This is a genomic window from Compostibacter hankyongensis (assembly GCF_039541075.1).
Lineage (GTDB): Bacteria > Bacteroidota > Bacteroidia > Chitinophagales > Chitinophagaceae > Compostibacter > Compostibacter hankyongensis.
Genome location: NZ_BAABFN010000002.1, coordinates 649,038 through 673,384, shown reverse-complemented (window position 1 = coordinate 673,384; position 24,347 = coordinate 649,038). Strand labels below are relative to the sequence as shown.

12 protein-coding genes are annotated in these 24,347 nt (G+C 54.8%); 10 read left to right on the top strand and 2 right to left on the bottom strand.

Translation table 11 applies throughout. The annotated features are described in order from the left end of the window. The first annotated feature begins 63 nt into the window (after positions 1 to 63). From smc to ABD851_RS07460, 3 genes are all read left to right on the top strand, one after another. A complete protein-coding gene (gene smc, locus ABD851_RS07470) occupies positions 64 to 3,597 on the top strand; it encodes a chromosome segregation protein SMC (protein ID WP_344977797.1) in 3,534 nt (1,177 codons plus the stop codon). A 158-nt stretch (positions 3,598 to 3,755) separates the two neighbouring features. Then, positions 3,756 to 5,333 carry a Na+/H+ antiporter gene (locus tag ABD851_RS07465; protein WP_344977795.1) on the top strand — a complete coding sequence of 526 codons (1,578 nt, stop codon included), beginning with the start codon at positions 3,756 to 3,758 and terminating at the stop codon, positions 5,331 to 5,333. 2 nt (positions 5,334 to 5,335) lie between these two features. Continuing rightward, positions 5,336 to 6,376, top strand: coding sequence for an MBL fold metallo-hydrolase (locus tag ABD851_RS07460; RefSeq protein WP_344977793.1), 1,041 nt, complete (start codon positions 5,336 to 5,338; stop codon positions 6,374 to 6,376). A gap of 27 nt (positions 6,377 to 6,403) precedes the next feature. Here the strand turns inward: ABD851_RS07460 and ABD851_RS07455 are convergent, their stop codons facing one another. Beyond that, on the bottom strand, positions 6,404 to 7,741 hold the full coding sequence (locus tag ABD851_RS07455) for a sugar porter family MFS transporter (protein WP_344977791.1): 1,338 nt from the start codon (positions 7,739 to 7,741) through the stop codon (positions 6,404 to 6,406). A gap of 69 nt (positions 7,742 to 7,810) precedes the next feature. Next, the gene (locus ABD851_RS07450) at positions 7,811 to 8,719 is read right to left on the bottom strand and encodes an AraC family transcriptional regulator (protein WP_344977789.1); all 909 of its coding nucleotides are present in this window, start codon (positions 8,717 to 8,719) and stop codon (positions 7,811 to 7,813) included. 170 nt (positions 8,720 to 8,889) lie between these two features. Here ABD851_RS07450 and ABD851_RS07445 point away from each other — a divergent pair, with 170 nt between their 5' ends. The 7 genes from ABD851_RS07445 (at position 8,890) to ABD851_RS07415 (ending at position 24,261) form a co-directional block, all read left to right on the top strand. Beyond that, a complete protein-coding gene (locus tag ABD851_RS07445) occupies positions 8,890 to 10,908 on the top strand; it encodes a polysaccharide lyase family 8 super-sandwich domain-containing protein (protein WP_344977787.1) in 2,019 nt (672 codons plus the stop codon). An 8-nt stretch (positions 10,909 to 10,916) separates the two neighbouring features. After that, positions 10,917 to 12,053, top strand: coding sequence for a glycoside hydrolase family 97 catalytic domain-containing protein (locus ABD851_RS07440; protein ID WP_344977785.1), 1,137 nt, complete (start codon positions 10,917 to 10,919; stop codon positions 12,051 to 12,053). 183 nt (positions 12,054 to 12,236) lie between these two features. Beyond that, positions 12,237 to 15,572 carry a DUF5107 domain-containing protein gene (locus ABD851_RS07435; RefSeq protein WP_344977783.1) on the top strand — a complete coding sequence of 1,112 codons (3,336 nt, stop codon included), beginning with the start codon at positions 12,237 to 12,239 and terminating at the stop codon, positions 15,570 to 15,572. 113 nt (positions 15,573 to 15,685) lie between these two features. Beyond that, entirely contained in the window at positions 15,686 to 18,553 is a 2,868-nt protein-coding gene (locus tag ABD851_RS07430; protein ID WP_344977781.1) for a sugar-binding domain-containing protein, read from the top strand. A 46-nt stretch (positions 18,554 to 18,599) separates the two neighbouring features. Further along, complete coding sequence (locus ABD851_RS07425) at positions 18,600 to 19,310, top strand: SGNH/GDSL hydrolase family protein (RefSeq protein ID WP_344977779.1); 711 nt, start codon at positions 18,600 to 18,602, stop codon at positions 19,308 to 19,310. Between the two features lie 173 nt (positions 19,311 to 19,483). Further along, positions 19,484 to 22,606, top strand: coding sequence for a SusC/RagA family TonB-linked outer membrane protein (locus tag ABD851_RS07420; RefSeq protein WP_344977777.1), 3,123 nt, complete (start codon positions 19,484 to 19,486; stop codon positions 22,604 to 22,606). Positions 22,607 to 22,662: 56 nt separating this feature from the next. Continuing rightward, entirely contained in the window at positions 22,663 to 24,261 is a 1,599-nt protein-coding gene (locus ABD851_RS07415; RefSeq protein ID WP_344977775.1) for a RagB/SusD family nutrient uptake outer membrane protein, read from the top strand. The last annotated feature ends 86 nt before the right edge of the window (positions 24,262 to 24,347 follow it).

The following is a 24,347-nucleotide window of genomic DNA, read 5'->3' as shown; positions in this document are numbered from 1 at the left end:
GAAAGGTTCATGGAATAACGGAATAACCCTTATTTTTGTCGCCCTGTAAAAATTGTTGAAGCTGTGCGTTTAAAAACTCTTGAGATCAAAGGCTTTAAAAGCTTTGCCGATAAAACGATATTGCATTTCGACGAAGGGGTTACCGGGGTCATCGGTCCCAACGGCTGCGGTAAGAGCAATATTATCGACTCTATCCGCTGGGTGATCGGGGAGCACCGCATCGGCGCGCTGCGTTCGGAAAATCAGGCGGGCCTTATCTTCAACGGCTCCAGAACCCGCTCTTCCAGCGGCCTCGCCGAGGTGTCCCTGACCTTTGAAAATACGCGCAACATCCTCCCGACGGAATTTACCACTGTGACCGTGACCCGTAAGTATTTTAAGAACGGGGAAAGCGAGTACCGGCTGAACGATGTGGTCTGCCGGTTGAAGGACATCCACAACCTGTTTCTGGATACCGGTGTAAGCACCGGCTCCTACGCCATCATCGAGCTCGGTATGGTGGACGATATCATCGGGGACAAAGACAGCAGCCGGCGCCGTATGCTGGAGCAGGCCGCCGGTATTTCCATTTACAAGACCCGGAAAAAGGAGGCGAAGCAAAAGCTGGACGCCACCGAGCAGGACCTGAACCGGATCGAGGACCTCCTGTTCGAGATCAACAATAACCTGAAAAGCCTGGAGAGCCAGGCCCGCAAAGCGGAGCGGTACTACGAAATAAAAAAGGAGTACAGGGAAGCCAGCGTGGAGCTGGCCAAGGCGTCCCTGGAGGGTTTTCACCTCACCTTTAAGACGCTGAGCGAACAGCAGGAAGCTGAGACCGACCGGAAGACGGCGCTGGAAGCGGAAATAGCGCAGGCCGAAGCCGCTATGGAAACCGACAAGCTGCACCTGGTGGCCAAAGAAAAAGAACTGCAGGAGCAGCAGCGGGAATTCAACGAGCTGGTAGCCACCATCCGCACCCACGAGAACGACCGGAACCTGGCCGCACAGCAGCTGTCGTATCTCCGGGAGCGGGAAAAAAGTCTCCGGACCTTCCTGGAAGGCGCAGACAGCCAGCTGCAGGGACTGACGGATTCTACGGTCTTTACCGAAGGTCAGCTGGAGGAAGAGGAGGAAAGTCTCAGCAGCATGAGCGACGAGCTGGAAGGCCTGAAGGAGCTGGTAGCCGACAAGCAGGAGACCTTTGCCGCAAAAAAAGCTGCGCTGGAGCAGCTGAGACAGCAGCATCAGCAGGATCAGCGCCGGCAGTTTGAAGCCGAAAAGCAGGTGGCCGTAGCCGATACTTCGGTGGAAAACCTGCGGCGCAGCATCCAGCAGCTGGAGGAAGAAAATGCGGGCCGGCGGGAGCAGGTGCAGCGGCTGCAGGATGAAAAGGAAACGCTGGAGCAGGACCTGCAGGAGAAAGCCGCCCAGCTGGAAGAGCGGATCCGGCACCAGGAAACCACCAAGGAAAAGATATTATCCGTACAGTCCGAAGTGGAGCTGCTCCGCGATAAGATGGTGGACGAAACCCGTAAGCTGGATGCTAAAAAGAACGAGTATGACCTGCTCAAATCGCTTGTAGACAACCTGGAAGGGTATCCGGAAAGCATCAAGTTCCTCCGTAAAAACGGAGGCTGGAACAATGAGGCGCCCATTCTTTCGGACATCATATTCTGTAAGGAAGACTACCGCGCCGCCGTGGAAGGATTGCTGGAGCCTTACCTGAATTATTATGTCGTCCACAACTATGCCGAGGCCATGCAGGCCATTCATCTCCTGGATGAGCATAAAAAGGGGAAGGCAAATTTCTTTATCCTGGATCAGTTCCGGGACGGCGCCGGCGGGGAAGTGAATATCCCTGCGGCGGGCATGGTATCCGCCCTGGATGTGGTGGAGGCGGAAGACCGGTACAAAGCCCTGGTACATTACCTCCTGGGCAAGGTGTTCCTGACCGACCATATCGCGCTCGCGGATGCGGTAGCCCTGCCGGAAGATGCGCTGCTGGTGGAAAAGAGCGGGCGGGCATACCGGGGCCGCTTCAATATGGGCGGCGGGTCTACGGGCCTGTTCGAAGGAAAAAAGCTGGGCCGGGCCAAAAACATGGAAAAGCTGCAGGAGGAGATCACGGCGCGCCAGGCTGCGGTGGACGATCTGCGGCAGCAGATACAGACCCGGCTGCAGGAAGTATCCGGCTATAACAGCGAGCTGGATGAGCAGCAGCTCAACAGGATGCGTGACCAGGTGCAGCAGCTGCAGAACCAGCTGTTTGGGTTACAGAACCGTATCGAGCATTTTCATCATCTGGACACCACCGGCAGGGGAAAGCTGGAAGAGCAGCAGCGGCAGCTCGACACCCAGCAGCAGCAGATCGCCCGCAGCCGTGAGGAGCTGGAGACGCTCACCGGCAGCACGCAGTCGCTCCGTACCCAACTGGAAACGGCAGAACGGGCTTATCAGGAAGCCGAGCAACAGTACAACCAGGCGAGCGTGCAGCAGAACAGCCAGGTGCTCCAGCAGACCCGGCAGCAAAGCAAGGTACAGGCTCTCCGGCAGGAGCTCGATTTTAAGAAAAAGCAGCACGACGACCTGCAGACCCGCATTACCCAGAACAGCGAACAGCTGCAGCATACGGCGGCCGATATTACCGCCGCCGAAGAAAAAGGCCGGCAGGCGGAAGAAGGGCTGACCGAGCTGTTCCGGCGCCGCGAGGAAGAAGAGAAAGCGCTGAATGAAAAAGACCAGGAATACTACCGTTTCCGTAACGAGGTGGGAGAGCGGGAAAACACCCTGCGCGCCGCGCACCGGAACCGGGAACAGCTGGAGCAGGTGCTCAATACCGTCAAGGACAAAGTAAACGAGCTGAAGCTGCAGCTGGCCTCCATGAAGGAAAGGCTCAGCGTGGAGTTCAAGGTGAACCTGGACGATATCCTGGATGAGCCCCGCAGCAACGACCTACCCGAGACAGACCTGCAGGCTGCGGTGGAAAAGCTGAAAAAACGCCTGGAAAATATGGGCGAGGTAAACCCTACCGCTATCGAGGCCTTCCAGGAAATGAAGAAGCGATACGAGTTCATCATCGAGCAAAAGGACGACCTGGTATCCGCCAAAGACTCCCTGCTGGCTACCATCCAGGAGGTGGAAGCCACAGCCAACGAGAAGTTTCTTGATACCTTTAACCGGGTAAGGGAAAACTTTATTCAGGTTTTCAAATCGCTCTTTACCGAAGAAGACCAGGCAGACCTGCTGCTTTCCGACCCGGAGAACTTAGCCGATACCGGTATTGAAATCCTGGCGAAGCCCAAAGGCAAAAGACCCACCTCCATATCCCAGCTTTCAGGCGGGGAAAAAACGCTGACGGCGACGGCGCTGCTCTTTGCCATTTACCTGATCAAGCCGGCTCCTTTTTGTATCCTCGACGAGGTGGATGCGCCGCTGGATGATACCAATGTGGGTAAGTTCACCAACATGATCCGTCAGTTTTCCAACAACTCGCAGTTTATCGTGGTTACGCACAATAAGCAGACCATGGCCAGCGTGGATGTTATCTACGGAGTGACGATGCAGGAAGCCGGCGTCAGCAAGCTGGTCCCGGTGGATTTCAGGAGCCTGAATTAAGGTAAAAGGTGAAGGGCGAAGGGCCAAAGGCAAAAGAATGGAGGGAATGTGCGTCAAGAAAGGTCTCCTGAATTCATGTTTGAAGTTCAAAGTCTAAGGTTCCATTCCAGGCAAATTAACTTTAGACTTTAGACCTGAAACCTTAGACTATTCATGGTATGCTGGAACATTTTCCCTTCTATTTGGGGCTGATCGTCCTTATCGTGCTGCTGATCATGCTGGGCAACCGCATCAGAGTAGCCTATCCCGTATTGCTGGTACTGGCGGGATTGCTGATCAGCTTTATTCCCGGCATCCCCATGCTGAAGATCGACCCGGAACTCATCTTCATTATATTTCTGCCGCCGTTATTATATGAATCAGCCTGGGCCAATTCCTGGAAAGAGCTTTGGCACTGGCGCCGGATCATCGGGAGCTTTGCCTTTGTAGTGGTTTTTCTGACCGCCATTTCGGTAGCTTTTGTAGCCAACTCCTTTATTCCCGGATTCTCCCTGGCGCTGGGCTTTTTGCTGGGCGGCATCGTTTCACCCCCCGATGCTGTGAGCGCGAGCGCCATCTTAAAATTTGTAAAAGTCCCCAAGAGGATGTCTTCCATATTGGAAGGGGAAAGCCTGCTGAACGACGCTTCATCGCTGATTATCTTTCGTTTTGCCATGATTGCCGTGGCCACCGGCCAATTTATCTGGTACCGGGCAGCGCTGAGCTTTGGCTGGATGGTGATCGGCGGTGTGGGTATAGGACTGCTGGTGGGATTTGTTTTCCTGAAGATGCATAAATGGCTTCCGACAGAAGTCAATATGGATATTATCCTCAGTCTGGTAACGCCTTATGCCATGTATATAGGCGCGGAAGAAGCCCATGCTTCGGGCGTGCTGGCGGTGGTGAGCGGCGGGCTCTTTTTATCTTATCACCGGCATCAGTTCCTGAGCAGCTCCTCCCGCTTGCGGGGTGAGAATGTCTGGCAAAGTTTTGTCTTTTTATTGAACGGGCTTGTTTTTATGCTGATCGGACTGGACCTTCCTGAAATTATGTCCGGGTTGAAAGCCGCGGGCATCAGCTTTTATCAGGCCGCGGGATATGGATTGCTCATTACCCTGGTTTTGATCTTCGGCAGGATGCTTGCCGCTTACGGAGCCTTGATCGTGACAAAAGTAGCCAGCCGCTTCATTACCGTGGCGGACAGGAATCCGGGTAGCAAAGCCCCGCTGATCCTCGGGTGGACAGGCATGCGGGGCGTGGTTTCCCTGGCGGCGGCATTATCCATTCCGGTAACGCTGGCGGACGGAACCGCTTTTCCGCACCGGAATCTGATCTTGTTCATCACCTTCGTAGTGATTCTGGTCACGTTGGTTTTGCAGGGATTGACGCTTCCGCTGCTGATCAAAAAAGTAAAGCTGCCCGATTTTAAGGATCACCTGCCGGAAGCGGAAACCGAAAACCTGATCCGGGAAGCGCTGGCCCTGGAGTCTTTGCAGTATTTAACGCAGCATCATAAAGCTGAGCTGGAGCATGATGTCCACCTGCAAAAGTTAGCCGGCCAATGGCAAAATTCGCTGAGGCCGGATGAAACCGCAGCTGTTCCCGGAAATATCAGATCGATCTACAAGAATGTTCTTGACCGGCAGCGCAAACTACTGCTGCACAAGAATAAAACCGAGCCGCGTATCGACGAGGAGATTGTCAGAAGATTCCTTCATCAGATAGATCTGGAAGAAGAAAAAATAAAGCTGGAATAATGATGTTGAGCAAAAAATTCGGTCAGGCTCCCGATGCAGCCCGGAGGGCCTGTTTCGGTACGCTTCCCAATTATAAAAACGGGAGATTTCAAAACCTGGTTTTTACGCCGGCATTGGTCGAAGGCGAAAGCATGATAAAGGTGCTTTGGAATTTCCTGGGTAAGCACCCCGATACGGCGCCGGCGGGTCCCATCCCGTTCGTAGACACGGATCTGAAAAACCTGAAGCCGGATGAAGATGTGTTGATCTGGTTTGGACACAGCTCCTATCTCATCCAGGTGGACGGCAGAAAGTTCTTGGTGGATCCTGTTTTTAGCGGCAATGCCTCGCCGATAAAGGGCTCCGTAAAGGCTTTTCCCGGATCTGATCATTATCACGCGGAAGATATGCCGCAGGTGGACCTGTTGCTTATTTCGCACGATCATTGGGATCATCTGGATTATACCACGATACAGCAATTAGAACCGAAGGTCGGTAAAGTTATTTGCGGATTGGGGGTAGCGCAACATTTTGAATACTGGGGTTGGGCTAAAGAAAAGCTTATTGAAAAGAACTGGTATGAAAGCGTGGATTTGGGAGAGGGGTTCAGGATTACCTTAACACCCGCCAGGCATTTCTCCGGCCGGCTGTTTCGGAGAAATATTTCGCTTTGGACTTCTTTTGTTTTGCAAACCCCGACGAAAAGGTTGTTCCTCGGGGGAGACAGCGGTTACGGGCCTCATTTTAAGGCTATCGGGGAACAGTTTGGTCCTTTTGACTGGGCGATCCTGGAATGCGGGCAGTACAACGAGAAATGGCATTATATCCATTCCTTTCCCGCAGAGCTCATCGAGGAGGTAAAGGAACTAAAAGCCGACAACTTTATTCCCGTCCATCATTCCAAGTTCAAGCTGGGTCAGCATCCCTGGTCTGAGCCGTTGCATGAGGTCTCCGCCTTTGCGGAAGCCGCGGGGCTTCCCGTCACCACGCCAAAGATCGGCGAGAAGGTAAGCCTTAACGACGGACGCCATATTTGGGAAAAATGGTGGGAAGTGGCCCTTTAACCTTTTACCCTTCACCTTTCACCCCCTTTAGGGGGCTGGGGGTACCAGCTCCCGTTCGATCTCCTCGAGGCTCTTGCCTTTTGTCTCCGGTGCATATTTCAGCAGGAAAAGGAAATAAATGAAGCAGATGCCGGCAAAAAGGGCAAAGGCCTGGAAGGGGCTCAGCCGGTTGATCAGCACCGGGAACCCGTAGGCAAGGGCAAAACAGGCTACCCATAGCATGGTGGTGGCCACCGACATGGCAATGCCGCGGATGCGCGTGGGAAATATCTCGGAGATCAGCACCCAGGTTACAGGCGCCAGGGTGGTGGCATAGGTGGCGATAAACAGCATGACCAGCGTGGTAAGGCCTGCTCCTTCAAAGAAATGAAAATGATAGCATAGCCCGATCAGCAGCAGCCAGACGGCCATGCCCAGGGAACCGCCCAGCATCAGCTTTTTCCGTCCCCAGCGGTCGATCAGCCGCATGGCCACCAGCGTGAATACCAGGTTGGTGGTGCCGATAAGTATCTGCTGGAAGAGCTGGTCTTGGACGTTCATTCCCGCCTTTTCGAAGATCACCGGCGCATAGAAAAATACTGCGTTGGCCCCGGACAGCTGCTGAAGAACGGCAATGACTATCCCAAGAAATACGATGCCGCGAATGCCCTTTTGCCAAAGGTCGCTGAGCTTTCCTTTTACCTCGTCATGCAGCGCCGTGTTGATCCTGCTGATCTCTTCCTCGGCGGCAACAGCCCCGGCAATACGGCTCAGGATGCGCCTGCTTTTTTCGGCCTGTCCTTTCGCGAGCAGCCAGCGGGGACTTTCCGGAACAAAAAATACGCAGAAGAAAAACAGCGTCGCCGGCACGGCCCCGGAAGAAAACATCCAGCGCCAGTTGTCCGTATATCCAGCCAGCAGGTAGTTGGAGAGATAGGCCAGCAGTATGCCGATAACGATAGTAAGCTGGTTGATGGCCACCATCCTTCCGCGTATGGAAGCCGGGCTTACTTCGGCGATATACAGGGGGGAAAGCATGGAGGCGGCGCCCACCCCGATGCCGGCGATGATGCGCCAAAGGATCAGTCCGTTATAGGAGCCGGACCAGCCCATCATTACGCAGGAAATGGCAAAGATCAGCGCGGCGGCGGTGAGCGGAAGCTTACGTCCGAACCGGTCCGCGGCGTAGCCGGTGATGAGGGTGCCGAGGATGCAGCCTACGTACAGCGAGCTGCCCGTCCACCCCAGCGCGGCGTCGTCGAGGTGATAGTAAGGTTGTATAAAAGGAATGGTACCCGAGAAGATGGCGATGTCAAAACCAAAAAGAAGACCGCCGAAGGCGGCAACCAGGCTGATCAGGACGATGTATGCTTTTTGCTGCTTCATAAACGGGAACAATAGTAAAAGGATTTTTGATTTCCCGCATGGAGGATAAAGGGATAAAAATGGATTTTTTTATGATCCCCCCGAATCGGGGAAGGTATGCCGCATTTCCTTTTTATTGCGGTACTCCCGTGGCGAGAGCCCCATGAGCGAGCGGAAAAGCCGGGAAAAATAATACTGGTCTTCGATCCCCACGGATAAAGCGATCTCGCTGATGCGGAGCTGTGAGAACTGCAGGAGCTGGCAGGCCTTCTGCATTTTCAGGTGATTGAAATACTCGATAGGGGAGAACCCCGTTTTCTTCCGGAACAGGCTGGAGAAATGCGAGGTGGACAGGTTCACCGCATCGGCGATATCCTGGAGAGACAGTACCTGGTCGATATTATCCCGCAGAAACAGGATAGCCCGGTCCGAAAGATCTTTCTTTTCGTGCTCCCGCGGCAGGCTGAATTTTTCCGGGAAGATGAACGAGGACAGGAAGTAATGCAGGCTGAGGCTCGAAAAAATGAGGTTGTCCATGCTGTAGCCCATCTGCAGATGACGGTATATGCTGTGGAAGAGCCGGATGAGATCTTCATTGAATTTTAAATAGTTCTGTCCTTTCTGCATGCGCCGGGCCAGCAGCTCACTCAGCTGGTTGCCGGTATGTCCGTTGAAGTGAAGCCAGTAGATGGTCCAGGGGCTTCGCTCGTCCGCCCAGTAAGAATGGGCGCAGCGCGCCGGGAGCAGCATGTACTCAAACGGATGTATGGTGTAGGGGACATCGTCGATTACCGCCCCGCCCTTGCCGTCCACGCAGTAAATGAGGATATGCTGATCCACGCCGTGCTTCCGCTCCCGGTAATGATACTCTGCGCGGGGGTAATAGCCGATGTCTGTGATAAACAGCTCCCGGATAAGCGCATGTTCCTCGCACTGCCGGATCACGGTGCGGGGCAGCACGATAGCTTCCTGTCCGTCAAAACCTTCTTTCTTTTTCACATTCACAACAAGATATTGAGAAAGATATTATTTCCGGGTCGTCCTGCGGATGGCCGCCTGCTTCAGCCGGTAAATGTAAGCTTTTTCACATAAAATAATCCATCTTTCCGGCCTTCCCTTTTCCCTGCGGGATAAAAGAAGGTATATTTGTTTCCCAAAAAATCGCCTGCATGAAGAAAGCCTGTTTTTTACCTTTTTTTATCCTGCTGCTGTGCTGCGGCCGGTGCTTTGCCCAGTATACACCCGATACGGTACTGAACCGGTACCGCAGCTATCTGTTCCGGACTTTCCCGGCAGCGCATGTTCGCAGCTGGATTGCTACCCTGGACGCCGGCGGGCAATGGCCGGATATCAACTATGCGGATAAAGAACCGGCCAAATGGAAGGTCTCGGGGCATCTTCAGCGGGTGCGCAGCCTGGCCCTGGCCTGGGCCAGGCCGGGCACTCCGGATTATCACCGGGAGGCGATATGGAAAACCATCAGCGCTGCGCTGGATCACTGGTTGAAAGTGCGTTACAAAAGTGTTAACTGGTGGCACAATCAGATCGGTGTGCCCCAGTTCATGCGGGATATCATCATTCTTACCCGGGAAAAGCTGACCCCGGAGCAGCGCAAAGGGGCGCTGGCAGTGCTGGCGCAGCTGAAAGTAGACGGGGTAGGAGCAAACCTCGTATGGAGCGCCGATCTGGGATTGCACTATGCCGCGCTTACCGGCGACAGCCTGCAGATGCAGCATTGCAGCACATTGATCAGCCGTGAAATAAAGATAACCCGCGGAGAAGGCATACAACCGGACTACAGCTTCCACCAGCACGGGCCGCGGCTGCAGATGTATCAGTACGGCGCGGCTTTCCTGGATGTGAATGTCCGGCTCGCCTGGGAGCTGCGCGGCACGCCCTGGGCCTTCCCCGAAGATAAGGTGAATATCCTGACCCGTTTTCTGCTGAACGGCTGGCAATGGATGGCCAGGGGGATTCATACCGTTCCCGGTACCATGGACCGATCGGCCAGCCGGATAAATGCGCTGAACGACGCCGATGTACGCAATCTTGTTCCCTTTCTTTCCGAGCTGCGTCCCGGTTCTGCACCGGCTTTCCGGGCTATAGCGGAACGGCAGAACGGGGCGGGGCAGCCCCTTACGGGCTTCCGGTATTTTCCGTATTCCGATTTTGCAGCATACCACCGTAAAAATTTCACCTTTTTCCTGAAAACCATCTCCGACCGCACCCTGTCTACGGAATCGATCAATCACGAAAACCTGAAAGGGCACCTGCTCAACAGCGGAGACGCTTATCTTATCCGGAGCGGCCGGGAATATTATAACCTTATGCCGGTATGGAACTGGGAGCGCTTACCCGGGGTTACTTCGTTTGATGGCGCCGACCGCATAGGGCGCCGGCCTTTTACCGGCAGTGCCGGCGACGGGAGCAGCGGCCTGACGGTCATGGATTATTGTATGAGCGGCAAGGACGGACAGCAGCTTACCGCCCGTAAATACTGGGCCTGTCACGGAGATGTGGTTGTCTGTCTCATCGCCGGTATCCATACGGCAAACATAAGCGGCGACATATTTACCACGCTGGACCAATGCCGGCTGGAAGGGAAGGTAACGGTCAACCGGCCCGGGAATGTGTTGCAGCAAGGCAGCCGGCAGCTCGAGGATGTCCGCTGGATGTATCATAACGGCTTCGCCTATATTCCGCTGAAGCCGGCCGAGATAAAGTTGCAGACCGGTCCTGTTACCGGAAGCTGGTCTTCTATTAACGTCTCGCAGACTGCCGCCCCGGTTACCGAAGATGTTTTTTGTCCCGTTATGGTGCAGCCCGTTCAGCCGGAAGATGCTTCATCCGGCTATGCACTTTGCTACTGTCCCGGTCCGCAGCAGGCCGCCGCGCTGGCCGGCAAGCCTTCCTGGACCGTATTACGGAATGACGGGCGAGGTCAGGCCGTGAGTTTCTCCGACGGCACCCTTATGGCGGCTTTCTTTTCGCCCGGCATGCTGAAGCTGGCCGACGGAAGGCGGGTAACGGCCGACCGGCCCTGCCTGCTTCTGATAACGGGGGAGACCCTTTGCGCCAGCGACCCCGCTCATACCGGCGGCGCCCTGCATGTGGATATAAACGGCAGGCAGGCAGCAGGAGAATTGCCGGAAGACGGGTCTACAGTAAAGCTATCTTTCGGAAAATAAGCTGAAATATGTATAAAAAGCTGCTCTTCATCCTGTCTTTTCTCTTATGGATATCTGCCGGCCGCGGGATTGCCGGTGACATTAATCTTTCCAGTCCCGATGGCCATGTAACCGCTGTTTTTACCGCTGGAACGGACCTGCATGCGCTGCTGGCTTACCGTCTGCATTATGAAGGCAGGACGGTCCTGAAAAATGCTTCGATAGGCTGGGCAATAGCCGGTGAAGCGGGCGCAACGGCATATACCCTGGCGGGGTCCGCGGGGCCGCTTGATCTGAAGCAGGTGATCCGGTACGCCAGCGCGAAAAATATCGGGGTGATCCTGTATGTCAACCATATTGCCCTGGAAAAGCAGCTGGACAGTCTCCTGCCTTTGTATCACTCCTGGGGCGTAAAAGGGGTTAAATTCGGATTTGTCAGGGTAGGGTCGCAGCAGTGGACCGGCTGGCTGCACCGCGCGGTGCGGAAGGCGGCGCAATATAAGCTGATCGTGGACGTGCATGACGAGTACCGGCCGACCGGCTATTCCCGCACTTATCCCAACCTGCTCAGCCAGGAGGGCGTGAGGGGCGATGAGGAAAGTCCTTCAAACGAGCAGACCCTTATCACCCTGTTTACCCGGATGATCGCCGGAGCGGCCGATAATACCAACTGTTATTTTACGGACCGGGTCGACCAGAAAATGGGCTCTCATGGTTCCCAGCTGGCCAAGACCGTGTGCCTGTACAGTCCGCTTCAGTTTCTTTTCTGGTACGACCGGCCGGATCCGGATCATGCTTCCTCCGGGCGCGAAGGTATTATTGCAGAAGTGCCGGAGCTCGCTTTTTTCAGCAGCCTCCCTACCGTGTGGGACGATACCCGCGTGCTGGAAGGGGAGATCGGATCCCATGCCGTTATTGCCCGGCGGAGCGGCGTCAGCTGGTTTATCGGTGCGCTGAACGGGAAAGCGAAAAGAGATATCGTGCTGCCCTGCGGTTTTCTGGAAAAAGGAAAGCGGTACAGGGCCTTCGTGTATGCCGACGACCCGAAAGCGCATACCCCGACCCATGTCAGGGTGGATACCCTGGAGGTGAATCAGCATACCCGGATACCGCTTACGCTGTTGCCCGATAACGGCTGCGCCATCCGCATATCCCCGCTGAAATAATATCCTCCGCAGCACAGGAAAGTCCGTCTTCTGCCTGTTCTGGACGCTTAGGCCGGCCGCCATGCGGGAGTCCCCCGTGGCGTCGGTAACGGTCTGACAATACGATAATCCATCTTTTTAAAAACTTCCTCCATTGTGGCGCGAAGCAGGCGGCGATAAATTTGACCTTGCAAAACAAGGATCATGATGGAGGTAAAAATCTGGACAGAAGAAGTTATCATTCCTACATACGGGACGGGGACTCCGGAAAAAAATCCGATGTTTCTCGAAAAAAGGGTTTATCAGGGCAGCAGCGGGGTGGTATATCCGCACCCGGTAGTGGAGAAAATCCTGGATGAAAAGGAAGACAGGGCTTATACGGCGGCTTTCCTGGAGAACGAATACCTGAAGATCATGATCCTGCCGGAGCTGGGCGGGAGGATACAGATGGCCTATGACAAAATACGACAACGCCATTTTGTTTATTACAACCAGGTGATCAAGCCGGCCCTCGTCGGACTTGCAGGTCCCTGGATATCGGGAGGGATTGAGTTCAACTGGCCCCAGCACCACCGCCCCAGCACCTTTGAGCCGGTGGATTTCACCCTGAAAGAAAATGAAGACGGTAGTAAGACCGTGTGGGTACACGAAGCCGAAAAGATGTTTCATACCCGTGGCATGGCGGGCTTTACCCTTTATCCGGGAAAAGCCTTTCTCGAGATAAAGGGAAAGCTGCATAACCCGACTCCTTTCCCCCAGACTTTTTTATGGTGGGCCAATCCCGCGGTAAAGGTGAACGATCATTACCAGTCCGTATTTCCCCCCGACGTGCATGCTGTATTTGACCATGGCAAAAGGGCTGTATCTTCTTTCCCCATCGCCACCGGCGAATACTATAAAGTGAATTATGCGCCGGGTACGGATATATCCTGGTACAAGAATATTCCCGTGCCGACTTCCTATATGGCGGTACGTTCCGAATACGATTTTATCGGCGGTTACGAACATGATGCCGAGGCCGGCGTCCTGCATGTGGCGGATCACCATGTGTCTACCGGTAAAAAACAGTGGACCTGGGGCAACGGCGATTTCGGGCAGGCCTGGGACCGGAATCTCACGGACGAGGACGGACCCTATATAGAGCTGATGACCGGCATGTTTACCGATAACCAGCCGGATTTTTCCTGGCTGCAGCCCAACGAAACCCGGACATTCAGCCAGTACTTTATGCCTTATGCCAGGGTAGGGCTGGTGAAAAATGCGACCCGCGAGGCCATGCTCAACCTTGAGCAGCAGGCCGACGGCTCTCTTGCTATAAAAGTATATGCCACCGCGTTATATGAGGACGCCCGTATACGGCTTTCGGCCGGAGATGCCCTGCTTTTGGAAACGACAGTGCGGTTATCGCCTGAGCATATCTTCGAAAAAGTCCTCCCGCCCGTGTCGTACCCCTACGAGATGCTGCAGCTTACTGTAACGGATCGCGAGGGAAGGACGCTGGTGAGCTGGCAGCCCGCCGCTGCAGAAGGCAAACCGGTGCCGCCTCCTGCCGTAGCCGCTCCGGATCCTGCCGAGGTGGAAAATAATGAATTGCTTTACTTGCACGGCTTACATCTTGAGCAGTACCGGCATGCTACCTATTCGCCGGTGCCTTATTATGAAGAAGCCCTCCGCCGCGACCCGGGCGATGCCCGCAATAACAATGCGCTGGGGCTATGGTATCTGCGGCGGGGAAAATTTGAGCAGGCCGCCGGGTATTTTCAAAAAGCCATCGACCGTCTTACCCTGCGGAATCCCAATGCCTACGACGGGGAGCCCTTTTACAACCTGGGATGGGCGCTGATGCTGCAGGGTCGGCTAAAGGCATCCTTTGACGCCTTTTATAAGGCCGCCTGGAGCGGCGCATGGAACGACAGCGCTCTCCTGTCGCTGGCCCGTATTGCCGCCATGCAGGGCAACTATGCCGAAGCCCTGGAGCTCGCCGGCCGGTCGCTGGAAATTAACGGCCTCGGATATACGGCGCATCATCTCAAGGTAATACTGCTGCGCAGCCTGAACCGGCAGGAAGAAGCCCTGGAAAGTCTTGCGGCTACCCTGCAGACCGATCCCTTTAACTATGGCTGCCGCTTTGAGCAATATTTGCTTTTGGAAAAAGGAAATCCCGCCGAGGCTGCCGCATCGTTGGCCGCTATGAAGTCGCTGATGGACGGCCGTACCGAAACCTGGCTGGCCTGTGCCCGGGATTATATACAGGCAGGATTTTACCGGGAGGCTATTCTGCTGCTGCAGCAATATGCCGCCGGCTATCCACCTGTATATCCTCTGGTATATTATTATATGAGCTGGTGTTACCTGCAGCTGCAGGATGAGAAGGGCGCGATGGCAGCGGCGGAAAAAGCCGCGGCGCCTTTTGCGGGTCCCTGCTTCCCGAATCATATTATGGATATCAATGTGCTGCGGGCTGTTGCGGACCTTAATAAGAAAGATGCCCGGGGGCTTTATTACCTGGGGAATCTCTGGTATGATAAAAGGCAATATGAGGAAGCCATCTCCTGCTGGGAGCAGTCGGCCGGAAGAGATGCATCCTTCCCGACGGTGTTCCGCAACCTGGCGCTCGCCTATCACAACAAGCGGAACGCGCCGGAGCAGGCGTTGGAGATGCTGGAAAAGGCCTTTTCCCTCGATACCGGCGATGCCAGGGTGCTGATGGAGCTGGATCAGCTTTATAAAAAGATGAACCGTGCCCCGGCGGAAAGATTGGCGCTGCTTGAGCGGCACCTTTCCCTGGTGGAAGACCGGGACGACCTCTATCTGGAAAGGATAACCCTGTACAATCAGCTGGGTCAGTACGGAACGGCCCGGCAGCTGCTGGCCGCCCGCAAATTCCATCCCTGGGAAGGCGGCGAGGGAAAGGTGGTCCGTCAGTACCTGATCTGTCACCTGGAGCTCGGCCGGCAGGCATTGCTGAGCAGGGACTTTAAAAAAGCGCTGCTGCTGTTACAGGCCTGTGAGCAATATCCGCATAACCTCGGCGAAGGGAAGCTATACGGTACGCAGGAGAACGATATCCATTACCTGCAGGGTTGCGCGCTGGAAGGCATGGGAGCGCTGCAGGCCGCGAAGGAGAAATGGCAGCTGGCCACCCGCGGCATCAGCGAACCGGTACAGGCTATTTTTTACAACGATCCCCAGCCGGATAAAATATTTTACCAGGGCATGGCCTGGGAAAAGCTTGGTGAAGCGCAGTGCGGACAGGAGATTTTCAAACGCTTTGTCCGCTTTGCCGAAGAGCACATGCAGGACCATATCCGTATCGATTATTTTGCCGTATCGCTCCCCGACCTGCTGGTATTTGACCAGGATCTGGATCTGAAAAACAGGATCCATTGTCTTTACCTCCAGGGGCTGGGTTACCAGGGCCTCCGGGCGTTCGACCGGTCGGAAGCCTGCCTCCGGGAAGTCCTTGCACTGGATGTCAACCACCAGGGCGCCCAGGTACACCTGAATGCGCTGAAGACCAGCAACCAGGCGGTCGGTTGACAGGGTTTCATTTCCTCGCTGAAAGCCGGAGCGGCATCCTGTCGGGTGTCGGAGGGGTTGGCATGGTTCATTCCTCCCTGTGCGGATAAAATGGTTTTAATGCCAGAGAGCTGATGTTATCCAGGTTATATATACAAATATCGCGAACGGCGGTGCCGCTGTTGCTGTTTTGCATTTGTACGGGATTGTCCCGTTCGCTCCGGGCGCAGGCAGAAACCGGTGATGCTGTGGTGCCTTCGCGGGTAATTTCACTGGCCGGGATCTGGAATTTCAGGCTTGACCCCCTCGCAGACGGCATCCCGCCCCAGGGCAGCCCGCTGGCCCGCAAGCTGCCGGAGTTTATCACGCTGCCGGGCTCTACCGACCAGGCGGGAAAAGGCATTCAGACAAAAACCATGACTTCCCTGCGGCTGACCCGCGCCTTCGCCTACAGCGGCGCCGCCTGGTACGAGAAAAAGATAGATGTGCCGGCCGGCTGGAAAGGAAAAATCATACAGCTGTTTCTGGAGCGGGCGCACTGGGAGACGCGCGTATGGGTGAACGGACAGGCAGCCGGCAAAAAGGAAAGTCTTTCCGTACCGCATGTGTATGATCTCACCGGGCTGATACAGCCGGGCCGTCCCAATACGATCCGGATACGGGTGGACAACGGCCGGATTTACGATATCGGATTTCCCCATGCCATCAGTGCAGAGACGCAAACGAACTGGAACGGTATCGTCGGCAAAATGGAACTGCGGGCTTTTGATCCGGTACATATCCGGGATGTGCAGGTCTATCCTGAGCCTTTGCGGCGGCAGGCGCGGGTAAAGATCACCATTGCCAACGATACCCGGCAGCCGGTGGCCGGTACGCTGGCCTTGTCCGCCCGCCCGCAGCAAGCAGGGGGACGGCCTTCTATTAAAGTAGCCGGGGCGGGCAGGAAGGAAAGATTCTCCGGAAGCGGCGATACGATAACGGTGACGACCCTATTAAAAATGGGCGACAGCATCCGGTTATGGGATGAGTTTGATCCAGCCCTGTATGCCCTGGGGGTTAACCTGGAAACACAGACAGACAGTTCCGCCTGCCGCGACAGCCGTACGGTTACCTTTGGCATGCGGCAGTTCTCCTTAAAAGGCACCCACTTTGCGGTCAACGACCGTATCACCTTCATCCGCGCCGATGTAAACTCCGCCGAGTTTCCCCTTACCGGTTATCCGGCTACCGACACGGCTTACTGGGGTCATGTGTTCCGTACCTGTAAGGCCTACGGGCTGAATGCCATGCGCTTTCATTCCTGGTGTCCGCCGGAAGCCGCTTTTGAAGCTGCCGACCGTACCGGGATCTACCTGCAGGTGGAGAATTCGGACTGGCGGTTTAATATCGGCAGGGATCCCGCTGCAGACAGCTTCCTGACGGCAGAGGCCGATCGTATCCTGCAGGTCTATGGCAATCACCCTTCTTTTATGCTCTTCTGCGAAGGCAATGAGCTCGTGGGGCCTAACGTCAAACCCTTTTTATCCGGCCTGCTGCGTAAATGGAAACAGCAGGATCCCCGGCATCTTTATACTTCGGGATCCGGCTATCCTTCCGTTCCGGAAAACCAGTACGAGGATTTTTACGGACCCCGCTACCAGCATTGGAAAGAGGGGCTGAAGGGACGCATGAACGCCCGGGCGATGAATACCGATTTTGACTATAAGGATTATGTGGGCAAGTTCAGTGTGCCGCTGATCAGCCATGAAGTAGGACAATGGTGCGTATATCCCGATTTTTCACAGATACCGAAATATACCGGTGTTTTAAAACCTTATAACTACGAGCTGTTCCGTGAGTCGTTGCGCAACCACCATATGCTGGATCAGGCCAGGGCGTTTACCCGGGCCTCCGGCCGCTTCCAGGTTATCCTGAAAAAAGAGGAGATGGAAGCCTTGTTGCGTACGCCCGGTCTCGGCGGCTTCCAGCTGCTGCAGCTGCAGGACTTCCCGGGGCAGGGTACTGCGCCGGTGGGGGTAGTAGACGACTTCTGGGATCCCAAATTTTATGCGGATGCCGCCGAATTCCACGCTTTCCAGTCGGCCCGCGTGCCCTTGCTGAGAGCGGCTGCATTCACCTGGACCAATGATCAGGTTTTTACCGCAAAGGCCGAGCTCGCCAATTACGGAAGCGGGACCCTCCATGATGCGGCGCTGCGCTGGGAGCTGCAGTACCCGGATGGACGCGTTTATGCGGCCGGCCGGTTTGATCGCAAAGATATTCCGGTAGGAGATCCGGTATCCCTGGGCGCGTTGCAGATACCGCTGCAGGGAATACAAAAGGCAGTTTGTATGAAGCTGGTTATCGATCTGAAGGGTACGCCGGTCCGGAACAGCTGGCATGTGTGGGTATATCCGGCCCGGCTGCCGGCGGTGTCCCGCAAGGGGGTAACGGTAACGGATAAGTGGAACGAAAAGACAAAGCGGATATTGCAACAGGGCGGCAGCGTATTGCTGCTGGGCGATACCTCCCGGCTCAATGATGCCATCTCGCCCAGCTTTTCGGGCATCTCCTGGAATACCGTATGGTCCGGCATGCCCCCGGACCTCATGGGCATCCTGTGTGATCCGCAGCACCCTGCATTGCAGGCCTTTCCGACCGCCTTTCATTCGGACTGGCAGTGGTGGGACCTGGTCAGCCATTCCCGCCCCATGTGGCTGGACAGTATGCCCTCGGCCCTCCGGCCGCTGGTGCAGATGATCCCGGACTGGAACCGGAATTATAAGATAGCGCTGATATTCGAAGCCCGGGTGGGGAAGGGGAAATTGCTGATGTGCAGCATTGACCTGCTGCATGATATGGAACGCCGTCCTGTAGCGCGACAGTTGCTGTACAGCCTCGAAAGATATGTAACCGGCGATGATTTTAAACCGGAGCTGACGCTGCTGCCGCAGCAGGTAGACCGGCTGTTTGACCGTAGTCTGCGTCCCGCGGCCACGGCAGCCGGCGCTGCACCGTATTGACCAGGCCGGCCGGTAATCTTATTTTTATCAATGTTAAAAACAGTCTATGACAAGACATGCTTTTTTCCTGTTGTTATCCGCTTTGTTGTTTACTGCGGCAAAGACAAATGCGCAGGCGGACAGCAGTACCTATCTGCAGGATATCAAGTCGGAGCTGGTAAAACAATGGCCGCATAACCGCACGATCAACCTGGTATTTCATGGTCATTCCGTGCCCAGCGGCTATGCGCACACTCCCCTGGTAAAAACACTGGAGGCTTATCCCCACCAGGTGTTGCGGGCGATGAAAGCGCGTTATCCTTATGCAGTGATCAATGTGATCACCACCTCTATCGGCGGCGAAAACTCCGTGCAGGGTGAAAAGCGCTTCAAACGGGATGTGCTGACGCATCATCCCGATGTGTTGTTTATCGACTATGCGCTGAACGATCGCAGCATCGGTCTCGAAAAAGCCCGGAAGGCTACGGAGCGGATGATCAGGATGGCGCTCCGCCGGCATATTAAGATAATACTGTTGACCCCTTCTCCCGATCTTACGGTGGATATTACAAAAGACGGAAATGTACTGGAGCAATATGCGGATCAGCTGATCCGGCTGTCGGCGCAATATCATATCGGTCTGGCGGACAGCTATGGTAGCTTTAAAACGCTTGCCACGGCAGGGGAAGACCTGAAATCTTATATGGCGCAATCCAATCATCCCAACCGGAAAGGACATGCCGTCATTGCAGCAGAGATCATGAAATGGTTATGGTAATATCATAAGATTGTCCATTTTTTAAATAAGATTACCCATTTGTCCGGCCTCGTTTTGCCATTATTTTTGATGTCGCATTAAGCTGGGAGCTTGCTGTTGCTGAACCCCTTTCAGCAAGCTTCGTTATATACTCCATCCGCAGTCATTCGTTTCACCACCCAAACTTCGTCCGTATGCGTAAGTTCGCCGGCGTATTGTCCTTATTTTGCATTTGCATTTTTTCCGTTTCTGCTGTACGCGCCCAGCAGGCACCGCAGCCGGTGCAGGGAACGGTCCGCTCTGATGGCGGAGATCCGGTCATCGGCGCTACCATTGTTATTAAGGGTACTCAAAACGGCACCACAACCGATGCCCAGGGTCAATTTCGTCTTGAAGCAGCTCCCGGCAGCACCCTGGTGATTTCTTCCATCGGCATGGAAAGAAAAGAGGTGCCTGTTACCGGTACATCTCCTCTGAATATTGTCTTGGCCCTCAGCAATGCCAAATTGAATGATGTGGTAGTGATCGGTTATGAAACGGTCTCCCGGAAAAGTGTGACCACTTCCATTGCCTCCATCAGTGCAAAAGACATTGCGCCTTATACTACCGGCAATGCCGGCAATGCGCTGCAAGGCAAGGTGCCCGGCCTGCTGATCAAATCGGGCGGAGGACTGCCCGGCGCACAGCCCAAGATATTGATTCACGGGCTGAGCAGCATCAACTACAACAACAATCCGCTGGTGATTGTGGACGGGGTAGAAGTGGGATTCAACGATCTGAACCTGCTGAACCCTTCGGATATTGCTTCCATGGATGTGCTCGAAGACGCTTCCGCGGCGGCGATCTACGGCGCACGCGGCGGGCAGGGTGTGATCCTGGTAACAACGAAACGCGGCATGGGCAAGCCGGTGATCCATGTTACCGGTACCACGGGCTGGAACAGGCTGCCCAAAATAGATCTGGCCAGTGCTTCGGAATATGCGCGCGTGATGAATATGGAAGCCGAGAACGGCGGGCAGGCGCTTCCTTTTTCCAATCCGGACCAGCTGAAGGGAACGGATTACTGGGACCAGACCTTTGATGTGGGCAGGACCCAGAATTACGTGATCAGCGCTACCGGCGGCGGTAAAGGATTGTCGCTTTACGGCAGTCTGGGTTACTACCGGGAGGATTCCTACAACGCCACCAGCAAAGGCGGCAACTGGCAGAAGTTTACCGGCCGGTTCAACGGGGATCTTGAGGTAAGCAAAGCGGTTAAGATAGGAATGAGCATCGCCCCCCGTTATGAAACCTGGCTGGCCTCTCCCAACAACATTTATGGCGCCTATGCGATGGATCCCACCACGGCTCCCTTTAAGACGGCGGACTCGGTGATGAACGCCATAAACAGCTCGGGAACTCCCTGGGATTATACGGCCTTCAATCCTGTATACAGCCTGGCCAACCGATCTTCCTTTAACAGCGTGACCAACCCGGCATTTAACTATGCAAAGAATTTTGATAAGAATGAATTTTTTGGTACGCAATACGCTGCCTATGTGCAGGTGACGCCGGTAAAAAACCTCGTCATCAAAAGCAGCGTGGAGGGCTTTATCAATGTTTCCCAGGCCAATAATTATTTCCCGAAATACTTCCTCGCCCCCAATGCCTATAACAAGGTGGATTCCGCCAGGTCCTCCACCGGGGTAGATACCCGCTGGAAGATTGTCAACACGGCCAATTATAAATTTGATATCGGCGATCATCATTTCGATGTGCTCGCCGGCGAAAGCACCGACAAATATGTGACGAAAGGAACGGGCGCGGTACGCCAGGATATACCGGCGGACAATCCAGCCTACCAGGATATTGCCGGTGGAGCCACCGTGATCGACGGCAGCGGTACCTATCAGCCCGGCGCGCCTACCTGGGGCAACATGGTTTCCTATTTCGGATCACTGCGGTACAACTATAAGGAAAAATATTACCTGGGCGGCACTATGCGGGCCGACGCCTCTTCCCTGGTCAATCCTTTATACCGCTGGGGATATTTCCCCACCGTTTCCGGCGCCTGGATCATTTCTGCAGAACCTTTTATGCAGGACCTCAGCGAAACCGTCAGCTACCTGAAGCTCCGGGCCAGCTGGGGTAAATCCGGAGGGAATCTACCGCCGACGACCAGCGCTTATACCTCCAGCCTGGGTGTGGTCACCTACCCGAATGCAAGCGGAGGTTATACCACGGGATATGCCGCGGGTGTGATCGCCAACCCCCTGATCAAATGGGAGGTGCAGCAGGACTATACCTTCGGGCTGGACGCCACCCTGCTGAAAAACAAGCTCAATGTCAGCCTGGAGAAATATGTGAGAAATCCCAGCAACCTCCTCGAAAACATCACCGTGGATTATGTCCTGGGCTACCCGCAGGGCTACTACCCGGTGCAGCTGGCCAATATCGGGAAGATGACCACCAACGGCTGGGATGTGATGGTGGGCTATAACGATATGCTGACCCCCAAGCTCCGGTTCGGCGCCAACTTTACGTTGAGTCATTTCCGTTCCATTGTGGACGATCTCGGCTCGGCCGATCCTATCCTGGGACACGAAGCCAACGATGTGATATCCACCTTCCGCTCCCGCCTGACCAAAGGACATGAGCCCGGAGCCTGGTACGGCTTTATCGTGGACGGGGTGTTTCAATCGGATGCAGATGCGGCTGCTTACGTCAATAAAGACGGAAAGGCCCTGCAGCCTTCCGCTCAGGCAGGCGATCTGAAGTACAGGGATATCAACGGCGACGGGGTGATCGATAACGACGACCTTACCGACCTGGGCTCCCCCTGGCCCAAGCTCACCGGCGGGCTGACCCTGACGCTGAACTATGGGAACTTTGATTTCCGGACAGAGCTTTACGGCTCCTGGGGCGCCAAATATTTCCAGAGCAACCTGCTGAACATGAACCCGGCGGGGCATCTGAACTTCGAATCCGGTCTGGCCGACAAATTCTGGCATGGCGAAGGCACCAGCAACAGTTATCCTATCCTCCGGTACCCGGATGCCAACGGCAACTTCAGCAAGATGTCCACCTTTTTCCTTGACGAGGCCAATTTTGTGAAATGTAACCTGATGCAGATCGGTTACACGCTTCCTTCGAAATGGCTGAAAGGCGTGCAGAACCTGAGGATATCCGCTTCGGTGCAGAACCTGTTTACCATTACCCGGTACGGCGGCCTTAACCCGGACCTGCCCTGGTTCAATACCGTGGGCTACAACGGGGTGGATAACTTTCAGGCGCTGCCGTCCCGCGTATATCTTGTTGGCGTAAGTCTTAACTTATAATAGGTCCCGATGCAGTTTCGCAGTCACCCGACCATTCAAAACAAAAATAGTAAGAGATGAAACGTAATTATCGCATTATAATGCTGGGCGTCTCGGTTTTGCTGACGGTAGTATTTACCGGCTGCGAAAAATCCCTGCTCACGGTGGACCGGCACGGCAGCAGCGTACAGCCCGATCTGTACTATACTACTGTCCAGCAGTGTAACACTTCTACTCAGGTATGCTACCGGTATATCGATTGGGACAGCTGGTGGCAGACCTTTAACTGGCGGTACCTCTCCGGGGAGGCGGCAAGCGACAATGCCTGGATCGGTAATACTTATCAATCCAGTCATTCCACCTACGACGTGGTATCGCAGTATACCATTGATGCCGGTAATGACAGGAACGAAAGCCAGTGGATACAGCTTTATAAAGGCATCGGTATATTCAACAGCGCCATAGAAGGGATCAGCGGATCCCCCATCGATACCGCGGACAAGCAGCGGTTTACCGGGGAGCTGAAATTCCTGCGGGCTTGGTGCTATTTTGACCTGGTGCGTAATTATGGCGGAGTACCGTTGGTATTGAAAACCTACTTACCGGACACGCATCTGCCGCGGAACACGGTAAAGGAAGTGTATGATCAGCTGATTGCCGACCTGAAAGAGGCGGCTGCGGTATTACCTCTTAAATCAGCATATGCGCCTGCTGATAAATTCAGAGCATCCAAAGGCGCCGCCCTGGCCCTGCTGGCCAAGATTTATCTTTATGCCGAAGACTGGGCCGATGCGGAAACTGCGGCAAAACAGGTCATGGATATGGGAGACTATCATCTCGAAAATGACTTCGGAGACCTCTGGGATTACCATTACAAGAACGGAGCCGAATCTATTTTTGAGATACAGACGGCTTCTTCTCAGAATCCGCCGCTTCCTTCCAGCCCGCTGTATATGATGAATTCCGTTGCGGATGCAGGATGGGGCTATTACAGCGTGACCAGCGACCTGGAAAACGCCTATCTTTCGGAGAAAGACAGTATCCGCCGGGTATGGACCATCAATAAGCAGGGTGAGCCGGTAGCCGGAGACCCCGATAACAAGTCCTTTGACGGAAGGGGATATGTGCCCGGGGGGCCGAGCCCTGCCTCGAAGTCCGGAAGGTTTTGCAGAAAGTGGTATGTGCCCAAGGCTGAGCGGCCTTCCAACGGTCTGTATTCGCGTGATGACATCATCCTGCGGCTGGCCGATGTGATCCTGATCCATGCGGAAGCCTGCGCTATGCAGCAGAAGACCGCCGAAGCCCTCGCTTCTTTGAAGATGATCCGGGACCGGGTACAGCTCCCGACAGATATGAGCCTGAGCGGTTGGGATCTCATCAACGCGGTAAGAAAAGAGAGAAGGCTGGAGATGGCCTTTGAAGGCGATCGTCTTTACGACTTGCGCCGGTGGAAAGATCCTGCGGGGAAAAGGGTGATCGAGGATATATTCGGACCCAACGGCAGCTTTGTGCTTTATAATACCAAGACCAGCAAGGATGTTTTTGAAACGAACAATACGCTGGAGCCGCAAAACAAGGGTATTCATTTCAACCCGGCCGTCCACCTGCTCTGGCCGATCCCCAACAGTGAGATCGTGGCTTCCGGCGGCGTGGTGGAGCAGAATCCGGGATATTGAGAGAGGTGAAGGGCGAAAGGTAAAAGGTGAAGGGTGAAAGGTGAAAGGCATTTCAAGTTTAAAGTTCCATTCCAGACAGATCAACC

Coding starts and splice junctions, on each gene's coding strand:
- ABD851_RS07465 (WP_344977795.1), top strand. CDS start 3,756: ATGCTGGAACATTTTCCCTTCTATTTGGGGCTGATCGTCCTTATCGTG.
- ABD851_RS07460 (WP_344977793.1), top strand. CDS start 5,336: ATGTTGAGCAAAAAATTCGGTCAGGCTCCCGATGCAGCCCGGAGGGCC.
- ABD851_RS07455 (WP_344977791.1), bottom strand. CDS start 7,741: ATGAAGCAGCAAAAAGCATACATCGTCCTGATCAGCCTGGTTGCCGCC.
- ABD851_RS07445 (WP_344977787.1), top strand. CDS start 8,890: ATGAAGAAAGCCTGTTTTTTACCTTTTTTTATCCTGCTGCTGTGCTGC.
- ABD851_RS07440 (WP_344977785.1), top strand. CDS start 10,917: ATGTATAAAAAGCTGCTCTTCATCCTGTCTTTTCTCTTATGGATATCT.
- ABD851_RS07435 (WP_344977783.1), top strand. CDS start 12,237: ATGATGGAGGTAAAAATCTGGACAGAAGAAGTTATCATTCCTACATAC.
- ABD851_RS07430 (WP_344977781.1), top strand. CDS start 15,686: ATGTTATCCAGGTTATATATACAAATATCGCGAACGGCGGTGCCGCTG.
- ABD851_RS07425 (WP_344977779.1), top strand. CDS start 18,600: ATGACAAGACATGCTTTTTTCCTGTTGTTATCCGCTTTGTTGTTTACT.
- ABD851_RS07420 (WP_344977777.1), top strand. CDS start 19,484: ATGCGTAAGTTCGCCGGCGTATTGTCCTTATTTTGCATTTGCATTTTT.
- ABD851_RS07415 (WP_344977775.1), top strand. CDS start 22,663: ATGAAACGTAATTATCGCATTATAATGCTGGGCGTCTCGGTTTTGCTG.